Origin of the sequence: Brevundimonas sp. (assembly GCF_035626535.1) — a bacterium.
Lineage (GTDB): Bacteria > Pseudomonadota > Alphaproteobacteria > Caulobacterales > Caulobacteraceae > Brevundimonas.
Genome location: NZ_DASPNO010000093.1, coordinates 1 through 8,501 on the forward strand (window position 1 = coordinate 1; position 8,501 = coordinate 8,501).

The following is an 8,501-nucleotide window of genomic DNA, read 5'->3' on the forward strand; positions in this document are numbered from 1 at the left end:
CCCCTCCCTTTCCGTCGGCGCAGGATGCGCCCGGAGGGCGGCGCGTCAAGCGGGCGGGAACCCGGCCGCCGCTGTCCGGTTTCGCGCGGCAGGGGCGCAGGACGGTTAACCCGCAACCCCCGGGGGCGCCGCCTTGCGTGCAACCGGATTCGGCCCCCTACGTTCGCCTCACGGACGTTAGGAAACAGGTAACCATGCGGCGCGCGCTTCGAACCGGACTGTTCATCGGCACCCTGATCGGGATGTCGGCCTGCGCGGCGCTCGGCTCCGACGACGGGGCTTCGGCGGGGCCGTACGGCGGCGTCGAGATCGGCCGCACGCGCTGATCGCGGAAGGAATTCGTGGCGGCGGGCGTAAAACCCCCCTATCATTCGCCTCGCGGACGCCGGCTGTCGCGCCGCGCCGGTCTCGCTTCCCCTAGATGTTAGCCATCGCCATCGTCGTCGTACTGCTGCTCGTGGTGCTGAACGGCCTGTTTTCCATGACCGAACTCGCGGTCGTGTCCTCGCGCAAATCCAAGCTTCAGAGCCGCGCCGAACGGGGCGACCGGGGGGCCCGGGCCGCGCTGAGGCTGGCCGAGGAGCCGACGCATTTCCTCTCGGCGGTCCAGGTCGGCATAACCCTGATCGGCATCGCCGCCGGCGCCTACGGCCAGGCGGCCATCGCCGGCGAGCTGAACCTGATCTTCGAGGGGCTCTTCCCCGGCTACGCCGCCTATACGCAGGTGGTTTCGACCATCCTGGTCATCGTCTTCATCACCTATGTGTCGGTGATCGTGGGCGAACTGGTGCCCAAGCGGCTGGCGCTGATCTTCCCGGAGCCGATCGCCTCCAAGATGGCGGCGCCGATCTCAACCGTGGCCACGGTGCTGAAGCCGTTCGTCGTGCTGCTCACCGTGTCGACCTCGGGCATCCTCAAGATCATGGGGGTCAAGGACCGCGACGGATCCGACGTCACCCAGGAAGAGGTCGAGACCATGATCGCCGAGGGCACGGCGTCGGGTCTGATCGAGCCGGAAGAGCAGGAGATGATCGAGGAGATCCTGCGTCTCGGGGACAGACCCATCCGCGTGGCCATGACGCCGCGCCACGAGGTGTTCTGGATCGCGCTGGACGACAGCGAGGACCAGCTGCGCCAAGAGATCCGCACCTGCCCCTATTCGCGGATCGTGGTGGCGCGCGAGAACGACGTCGATAACCCGCTGGGCGTGGTGCACAAGAAGGACCTGCTGGACAGCCTGCTGGACAATGGCGAGTTCAACGTCGAGCGGCTGGTGCAGACGCCGGCCTTCATTCCGCAGTCGACTTCGGTGCTGAAGGCGCTGGAGATCCTGAAGGCGTCCAAGGTTCACATGGCCTTCCTCGTCGACGAGTTCGGCGCCTTCGAGGGCGTGGTCACGGCGACCGACCTGCTGGAGATGATCGCCGGCGACTTCGACGAGGGTCACGACGAGGAAGACGCCTATATCCGCCAGCGCGACGACGGCAGCTGGCTGGTCGACGGCCAGGCCGACATCGAGGAGCTGGCCGATGCCCTGGGCGAGGACTTCGGCGAGGCGGAGGGTTTCCACACCGTCGCCGGCCTGGTGCTGCACCAGTTGTCGCGCGTGCCGGACGAGGGCGAAGTCCTGCAGCTGGGCCGTTTCGAGGTCGAGGTGATCGACATGGACGACCGGCGCATCGACAAGCTGCTGTTCCGCCAGCTGGTCAAGCCGGAAGACGAGGCCAGCGCGGTGGCGGCCCACAACGAGGATTGACCGTTCCGCCCTTGAAAACCGGGACGGCGTGGGGCATACGCCCCGGTCTGGCGATCACGTGGGCCTTTCGGGGCGCGCTGTTGTTTGCTCGAGGAGTTTAGCTCAGCTGGTAGAGCACCGGTCTCCAAAACCGGGGGTCGTGGGTTCGAGTCCCCCAACTCCTGCCATTTCCCCTGTCGCCGCCGGATGGGAGCCCCTATCTGGGGGCGGCAGGATCAATTCTTTGACGGATCAGTGATGGCCAAGGCCAAGACCCCCGGGCGCCGCCCCCAGACCGCACAGCCCGCCATAGCGGGCGCCGCCGTCGCGGCTGACGCGCCGAAGAAGCCGCGGGTCTCGATTCCGCAGTTCATCAGCCAGGTCCGGGCCGAAGGGCGCAAGATCGTGTGGCCGAGCTGGAAGGAGACCTGGATCACCTCGGTGATGGTCTTCATCATGGTCGTGGTCGCTTCGGTGTTCTTCTTCGTGGTCGACACCGGCCTGTCCATCGCCTCGCGCTTCATCCTGGCCATCGGCCAGTAAGAGACACTTCCATGACCGACGCCGCTCCCGCGAAGCCCGCCGCCAATCCGCGCCACAAGTGGTACATCGTCCACGCCTACTCGAATTTCGAGAAGAAGGTGGCGCAGCACCTGCAGGACCAGGCGCGCCAGCAGGGCCTCGAGGACTGTTTCTCGGAAATCCTGGTGCCGACCGAGGACGTCGTCGAGATCCGCCGCGGCCGCAAGGTCAACTCGGAGCGCAAATTCTTCCCCGGCTATGTGCTGGTGAAGATGGAGATGACCGACGACGCCTACCACCTGGTCAAGAACACTCCGAAGGTGACGGGCTTCCTCGGCGCCGCCGGCGGCACCAAGCCGCTGCCGGTCTCGGAACGTGAGGTCCAGAACATCATCGGCGCCGTGGAAGAGGGCGTCGAGCGTCCGAAGCCCACCATCCGCTTCGACATCGGCGAGACCGTCAAGGTCATCGACGGTCCGTTCGCCAGCTTCGACGGCCAGGTCGAGAGCGTTGACGAGGACTCGGCGCGCCTGCGGGTCGCGGTGTCCATCTTCGGTCGGCCCACTCCGGTCGATCTGGAGTACAGCCAGGTCGAGAAGGTCGCGGGCTGAAACGCAGCTTCCGGCGGCGTCGCCGCGTCGTATACGACGCGGGTCCACGTTTGCTTTTCGGGCCCGTATCCGCTACACGCGCGCCTCGCTCCGAGGGGCGGTGCGGGTTCGCCCGCATAAATCCGTGGGAGGCAGCCATGCCACGACCACGGCTCACCGGGCCTGATTGAGTTCAGGTCCACTGTAAGGAGAGACCAATGGCCAAGAAGATTCTCGGCTACATCAAGCTGCAGGTGCCGGCCGGCAACGCCACGCCGTCGCCGCCGATCGGGCCGGCCCTCGGCCAGCGCGGCGTCAACATCATGGGCTTCGTCAAGGAGTTCAACGCCCGCACCGAGAAGGAAGTGAAGGGCACGCCCCTGCCGACGGTGATCACCGTCTATCAGGACAAGAGCTTCACCTTCGTCACCAAGACCCCGCCGGCGACCCACTACATCAAGCAGGCGGCCGGCATCACCTCCGGCTCCAAGATGACGGGCCGCGAAGTGGCAGGGAAGATCACGCGCGGCCAGCTGCGCGAGATCGCCGAAAAGAAGATGAAGGATCTGAACGCCAACGACCTGGACGCGGCGACCAAGATCATCGAAGGCTCGGCTCGCGCCATGGGCCTCAACGTCGTGGAGGGCTAAGCACATGGCCAAGCAAACCAAGCGCTTCAAGGCCCGCACCGGCGACACCACGGTCAACATGCCGTTCGCCGACGCCATCAAGGCCGTCAAGGACAACGCCTCGGCCAAGTTCGACGAGTCGATCGAGATCGCCGTCAACCTGGGCGTCGATCCGCGTCACGCCGACCAGCAGGTCCGCGGCGTGGTCAACCTGCCGTCCGGCACGGGCCGCGACGTCCGCGTCGCCGTCTTCGCCAAGGACGCCAAGGCCGACGAGGCCCGCGCGGCCGGGGCCGAATACGTCGGCGCCGAGGATCTGTACGAGCAGATCAACGGCGGCCTGATGGACTTCGACCGCGTCATCGCCTCGCCCGACATGATGGCCCTCGTCGGCCGCCTCGGTAAGGTGCTGGGCCCGCGCGGCCTGATGCCGAACCCGAAGGTCGGCACCGTGACTCCGAACGTCGCGCAAGCGGTCAAGGACGCCAAGGGCGGCGCCGTCGAGTTCCGCGTCGAGAAGGCGGGCATCGTCCACGCCGGCATCGGCAAGGCCTCGTTCGACCAGGCCGCGCTGGAAGCCAACGTCAAGGCGTTCGTCGACGCCCTGACCAAGGCCAAGCCGTCGGGCGCCAAGGGCACCTACGTGAAGAAGATCAGCCTGTCGTCGACGATGGGCCCCGGCTTCAAGATCGACCCGGCATCGCTGAACGCCTGAGTTCGGCACGACCTCCGGCCGCTCCTGGGCGGCTGAGGCGTCAGAGAGACTGCGGCGGCGAAGAGCGATCTTCGCCGCCGTTTTCGTTTGCACCCTCCGGTCGCCGGAGCGAGGGTGGAGGACCTTCAGGGGGGTCAGTCATGCGTCTCATCGCCGTCGTCGCCGCCATGCTGGCGATCTCCGCCGCACCGACTGCCGCGCAGGATGCGCCCGATCCCGCGCGGGAGAACCATCTGAATCTTGCGGCGCGCTACCTGGAGCTGACCCAGGGCGGCGATATGGTCAAACAGATGCGCCGGAAGATCGAGGAGGGCCACGCCGAATCGGCACTGCCCGCCGAACAACGGACCTGGATGATCGAGAGCATGAGCAAGGCGCTGGCGGACGTGGTGGCCCAGACAATCGCCGAACTGCGCGACGATGTGGCCGACAGCTTCACCGTTCCGGAACTGGAGGCGGCGATCGGCTTCTACGAGTCCCCCATGGGCCGGGCGGTCGTCCGCAAGCAGGTCGATCTCGATTTCGAAGCCCAAGAGGTCATGATGCCGTTGCTCCTGCCGCGGATGACCGCGGTAATGGAGAAATTCTGCGTGCGGTTCGATTGCGAGGCGCTGGGCGAGGCGGCGGCGAAGGAGTTCCGCTGACCTCGAAACCGCCCTGCGGAAACCTTCCGTGTTCAGACGGGTTGACGCGCCTGGTCAGACGCGGGAGTCACCGCTGACGAAGTTCTGCGGGAGATTCGCCGATGCTGGGCTGGTTTCAGGCGCTGCTGCCCCGGGAAGACAACTTCTTCCGCCTGTTCAACGCACACGCGGCGACCCTGATCAAGGGCGCAGAAGCCCTGCGCAAGGTGCTGGAGGGCGGCGAGGACGTGCCCCGCTGGTGCCAGCGGATCGTCGATCACGAGCATGAAGCCGACGCCGTGGCGCGCGAGGTGCTGTTCGCCGTGCGCCGCAGCTTCATCACCCCGTTCGACCGGTCGGACATCCGCGGCCTGACCAACTCCCTGGACGATTCCATCGACCAGATGCAGAAGACCGCCAAGGCCATCACCCTCTATGAGGTGCGCGACTTCGCCCCGCACATGCGCCAGCTGGGCGACATCGCGGTCGAGGCGGCGCTGCTGACGGTGGAGGCGGTGTCGCTGCTCTCGGACATGCGCAGAAACCATGGCCGGCTCAACGACCTGACCGAGCAGATTGCCCGGCTGGAGAGCGACAGCGACACGCTCTTCGACGAGGGCATGAAGGCGCTGTACCAGGCCCACAAGGGCGGGAACGCGATGGCCTTCATCACCGGGGCCGAGATCTACGACCATCTGGAGAAGGTGGTCGACCGCTTCGAGGATGTGGCCAACCGGATCAATGGCGTGCTCGTCGAGCACCTGTAGGAGCGGCCGGTGGACTACGCCCTCCTGATCCTGATCTTCCTGATCGGCGTCGCGCTGCTGTTCGACTTCCTGAACGGCCTGCACGACGCGGCCAACTCGATCGCCACCATCGTCGCCACCCGGGTGTTGCCGCCGTTCTACGCCGTCGGCTGGGCCGCCTTCTTCAACTTCATCGCCTTCCTGTTCTTCGGCCTCCATGTGGCCGACACCATCGGGCGCGGGATCATCGATCCGAACGTCATCTCGGACCAGGTCATCTTCGGCGCGCTGATGGGGGCGATCAGCTGGAACGTCATCACCTGGCTGGCCGGGATTCCGTCGTCGAGCTCGCACGCCCTGATCGGCGGCCTCCTGGGGGCGGGGATAGCGAAGGCGGGCACGGCGGCCGTGGTCGTCGCGGGCGTGACCAAGACCGTCGGCGCCATCTTCCTGTCCCCGGCCGTGGGCTTCAGCCTGGCGCTGATGCTCGTCCTGATCGTGTCGTGGGCCTTCGTGAAGGTGAACCCGTCGACGGCGGACAAGGCGTTCCGGCGGATGCAGTTCGTCTCAGCCTCGGCCTATTCGCTCGGCCATGGCGGCAACGACGCGCAGAAGACCATGGGCATCATAGCGGTGCTGCTGTTCTCGCGCGCGCCGGCGGGGTCTGAGTTCGTGGTGCCGTTCTGGGTGGTCATCACCTGCCAGGCGGCGATCGCCCTCGGCACCCTGTTCGGCGGCTGGAGGATCGTCCACACCATGGGGTCGCGGATCACCCGGCTGAGCCCGCAGCAGGGCTTCTGCGCGGAGACCGGCGGGGCCATCACCCTGTTCATGGCCACGGGACTGGGCATCCCGGTCTCGACCACCCACACCATCACCGGCGCCATCGTCGGCGTGGGGGCGGCCCGCAGGGCCTCGGCGGTGCGCTGGGGCGTGGCCCGCGGCATCGTCACGGCCTGGTTCATCACCATGCCGGCGGCGGCGGCGATCGGGGCGCTGTTTTACTGGCTCGGTGGAGCCTTCCTGACCTGATGGCCGGGAATGCGCCCAGCACGGAAAGGGCCGAGCGCCGTCAGGTCGCGGCCCTGCCGTGGCGGCGTGGGGGGGATGGCGTCGAAATCCTGCTCATCACCTCGCGCGAGACCCGGCGCTGGGTCACGCCCAAGGGCGGGCGCATGACCGGCAAGACCGACGCCGAGGCTGCCGCGCAGGAAGCCCTTGAGGAGGCGGGCGTCGAGGGCTTCGTCGACGAGCGGCCGCTCGGGAGCTTCCGCTATCTGAAGGTGCTGAAGCGGCGGGCGCCGCGGTGGTGCACGGTGGACCTGTACAGCCTGGAGGTCAGGACGGAGCTCGCGGACTGGCAGGAGCGCCCCGAACGCGAACGCGTCTGGCTGTCGCGCGAGGAGGCGGCGCGGCGGGTGGACGAGCCCGATCTGCAGGCGCTGATCGCCGCCTTCGACCCCTGAGCTTGTATTCATCGTCCCCCTCGCGGATCATGCGCAAAAGGGGGAAGACGATGCGCCTGTTGACTGCATGTATGGCGGCGGCCCTGACGGGGTCCGCCCTCACAACCCCGCCGACTTTCGCGAGCGAAGCGCCGCAGGCGGCGGTGGCGGAGCCTTCCGCCCGGCAGATGGCACTCACCCGGCGCTACATCGAACTGACCATGACGGATCAGTTCGAGGACGCCATGGTCGAGATGATCACCGATCTGGCCGCGATGGATTCCAACGTCCGCGATCTGCCGGAAGCAGACCGGCGGTTCCTTGCCGACCTGACGGCCGAGCTGACCACGGACATGATCCCGCGCATGCTCGAGGAGATGATCCCCATCTACGCACGAACGTTCAGCGAAGCCGAACTCGAAGCGATGATCGCCTTCTATGACTCCGAGATGGGCCGCTCGATCCTGTCGAAGACGATGGAGGTGATGCCCGAGGCCAACCGCGCCGCCCTGAGCGTGGTGCCGCAGATGCTCGAGAAGATGGCGGGCCGTCTCTGCGAGCACTACGGCTGCACGGCCGACGAGCTTCAGGAACTGAAGCGCGAACTGCGCGGCGAGACTTCGCGGGGGCCCGCTCCCAAATAGGGTCAGGTCCGTCGGGCGGCGGCCATGAAGCAGCCGCGCCGGGCCGTGTGCAGGTGGATGGTCGAGACGGCGGGATCGGCGAACCAGTCCTCCAGCCGTGCGGCGAGCGCAGAGCCCTCGACCACGTCGGCGTCGGTCATCATCCAGTCGGCGTCATAAGCCCGGACGGACAGCAGGCGGCGGCCCAGCATGTCAGGGACATCGTCTCCCGCCGAGACGGCCTCGGCGGCGGCCTCGCGCACGAAGATCGGCCCCTCGCCGCGGTAGGGACTGGCCGGTGCGTCGAGGTGCCGGTGATTGAGCAGGATCAGCCGTTCGCCGGGCTCCGCGTCGACCAGGCTGACCCGGCATGGTGCGGCGTGCGGGGCGTCGGCGACCATCCGTCTCGCGCCGAGCCTCATCAGAGCGGCGTCGTCCAGATCGAACAGGGGCTGGAACGGGGCCAGCGGCAGGGGGTGGATGCGAAAGCTCATCAGCGGGTCTCCTTCGCCGTCGATGTGACAGGCGCGGCGGTGGGCGTCTGGCGGCTTTCGGGCGTTGCGTCAGGCGCCCCGCATCCCCAAAAGGAAAGCCATGAACGCACCCTTCGAGACCCCCGCCGATCCGACCGAAGCCCCGCTTTGGGACCTCTCCGATCTCTACGCTTCCCGGGACGACGCCCGCATCGAGGCCGATCTCGAGCGCGCCCGAGCCATAGTCGCAAAGCTCAACAGCCTGCAGGGGCGGCTGGTCGAGGCGAAGGCCGAGCCCGCAGTGCTGGGCGAACGGCTGGACCGGGCCGTGAGCCTGTATGAGCAGGCGTCGGACCTGCTGGGCGCCTTGGGAGCCTACGCCTTCCTCGCCGCCTCGACG

General features: G+C 67.3%; 12 protein-coding genes, 1 tRNA gene and 1 pseudogene. 13 read left to right on the forward strand and 1 reads right to left on the reverse strand.

What is annotated here, in order from left to right:
• Positions 1-194 precede the first annotated feature (194 nt).
• The 12 genes from VEC04_RS14105 to VEC04_RS14160 all read left to right on the forward strand — a co-directional run bounded on the left by VEC04_RS14105 (position 195) and on the right by VEC04_RS14160 (position 7,649).
• Positions 195-326 (forward strand): hypothetical protein, encoded by a 132-nt coding sequence (locus tag VEC04_RS14105; protein ID WP_324777629.1) that lies wholly within the window; start codon positions 195-197, stop codon positions 324-326.
• A 95-nt stretch (positions 327-421) separates the two neighbouring features.
• Positions 422-1,756: a hemolysin family protein gene (locus VEC04_RS14110; protein WP_324777630.1), complete on the forward strand. Its 1,335-nt coding sequence runs from the start codon at positions 422-424 to the stop codon at positions 1,754-1,756.
• A 91-nt stretch (positions 1,757-1,847) separates the two neighbouring features.
• Positions 1,848-1,923 (forward strand) — tRNA-Trp (locus VEC04_RS14115).
• Between the two features lie 70 nt (positions 1,924-1,993).
• Entirely contained in the window at positions 1,994-2,278 is a 285-nt protein-coding gene (secE, locus tag VEC04_RS14120; RefSeq protein ID WP_324777631.1) for a preprotein translocase subunit SecE, read from the forward strand.
• 11 nt (positions 2,279-2,289) lie between these two features.
• On the forward strand, positions 2,290-2,868 hold the full coding sequence (gene nusG / locus VEC04_RS14125) for a transcription termination/antitermination protein NusG (RefSeq protein WP_324777632.1): 579 nt from the start codon (positions 2,290-2,292) through the stop codon (positions 2,866-2,868).
• A gap of 197 nt (positions 2,869-3,065) precedes the next feature.
• Complete coding sequence (gene rplK, locus VEC04_RS14130) at positions 3,066-3,497, forward strand: 50S ribosomal protein L11 (RefSeq protein WP_324777633.1); 432 nt, start codon at positions 3,066-3,068, stop codon at positions 3,495-3,497.
• Between the two features lie 4 nt (positions 3,498-3,501).
• The gene (rplA, locus tag VEC04_RS14135; RefSeq protein WP_324777634.1) at positions 3,502-4,191 is read left to right on the forward strand and encodes a 50S ribosomal protein L1; all 690 of its coding nucleotides are present in this window, start codon (positions 3,502-3,504) and stop codon (positions 4,189-4,191) included.
• 140 nt (positions 4,192-4,331) lie between these two features.
• Positions 4,332-4,835 (forward strand): DUF2059 domain-containing protein, encoded by a 504-nt coding sequence (locus VEC04_RS14140; protein ID WP_324777635.1) that lies wholly within the window; start codon positions 4,332-4,334, stop codon positions 4,833-4,835.
• 101 nt (positions 4,836-4,936) lie between these two features.
• Positions 4,937-5,581 carry a DUF47 domain-containing protein gene (locus VEC04_RS14145; RefSeq protein WP_324777636.1) on the forward strand — a complete coding sequence of 215 codons (645 nt, stop codon included), beginning with the start codon at positions 4,937-4,939 and terminating at the stop codon, positions 5,579-5,581.
• A 9-nt stretch (positions 5,582-5,590) separates the two neighbouring features.
• Entirely contained in the window at positions 5,591-6,592 is a 1,002-nt protein-coding gene (locus VEC04_RS14150) for an inorganic phosphate transporter (RefSeq protein WP_324777637.1), read from the forward strand.
• Positions 6,592-7,026, forward strand: a complete 435-nt coding sequence (locus tag VEC04_RS14155; RefSeq protein ID WP_324777638.1) for an NUDIX hydrolase — start codon at positions 6,592-6,594, stop codon at positions 7,024-7,026. The genes VEC04_RS14150 and VEC04_RS14155 overlap by 1 nt, the downstream gene beginning before the upstream one ends.
• Before the next feature lie 167 nt (positions 7,027-7,193).
• Positions 7,194-7,649, forward strand: a complete 456-nt coding sequence (locus tag VEC04_RS14160) for a DUF2059 domain-containing protein (protein ID WP_324777639.1) — start codon at positions 7,194-7,196, stop codon at positions 7,647-7,649.
• 2 nt (positions 7,650-7,651) lie between these two features.
• Here VEC04_RS14160 and VEC04_RS14165 read toward each other — a convergent pair whose 3' ends face one another.
• Positions 7,652-8,122 (reverse strand): DUF1203 domain-containing protein, encoded by a 471-nt coding sequence (locus tag VEC04_RS14165; RefSeq protein WP_324777640.1) that lies wholly within the window; start codon positions 8,120-8,122, stop codon positions 7,652-7,654.
• Positions 8,123-8,222: 100 nt separating this feature from the next.
• Here VEC04_RS14165 and VEC04_RS14170 point away from each other — a divergent pair.
• Positions 8,223-8,501: pseudogene (locus VEC04_RS14170) on the forward strand (oligoendopeptidase F); the annotation flags it as partial.

What these genes read in the sequence shown, in the direction of transcription:
- VEC04_RS14140 (WP_324777635.1), top strand. Translation starts at nt 4,332, where the DNA reads ATGCGTCTCATCGCCGTCGTCGCCGCCATGCTGGCGATCTCCGCCGCA.
- rplA (WP_324777634.1), top strand. Translation starts at nt 3,502, where the DNA reads ATGGCCAAGCAAACCAAGCGCTTCAAGGCCCGCACCGGCGACACCACG.
- nusG (WP_324777632.1), top strand. Translation starts at nt 2,290, where the DNA reads ATGACCGACGCCGCTCCCGCGAAGCCCGCCGCCAATCCGCGCCACAAG.
- VEC04_RS14110 (WP_324777630.1), top strand. Translation starts at nt 422, where the DNA reads ATGTTAGCCATCGCCATCGTCGTCGTACTGCTGCTCGTGGTGCTGAAC.
- VEC04_RS14155 (WP_324777638.1), top strand. Translation starts at nt 6,592, where the DNA reads ATGGCCGGGAATGCGCCCAGCACGGAAAGGGCCGAGCGCCGTCAGGTC.
- VEC04_RS14165 (WP_324777640.1), bottom strand. Translation starts at nt 8,122, where the DNA reads ATGAGCTTTCGCATCCACCCCCTGCCGCTGGCCCCGTTCCAGCCCCTG.
- VEC04_RS14105 (WP_324777629.1), top strand. Translation starts at nt 195, where the DNA reads ATGCGGCGCGCGCTTCGAACCGGACTGTTCATCGGCACCCTGATCGGG.
- VEC04_RS14160 (WP_324777639.1), top strand. Translation starts at nt 7,194, where the DNA reads ATGGCACTCACCCGGCGCTACATCGAACTGACCATGACGGATCAGTTC.
- rplK (WP_324777633.1), top strand. Translation starts at nt 3,066, where the DNA reads ATGGCCAAGAAGATTCTCGGCTACATCAAGCTGCAGGTGCCGGCCGGC.
- VEC04_RS14145 (WP_324777636.1), top strand. Translation starts at nt 4,937, where the DNA reads ATGCTGGGCTGGTTTCAGGCGCTGCTGCCCCGGGAAGACAACTTCTTC.
- secE (WP_324777631.1), top strand. Translation starts at nt 1,994, where the DNA reads ATGGCCAAGGCCAAGACCCCCGGGCGCCGCCCCCAGACCGCACAGCCC.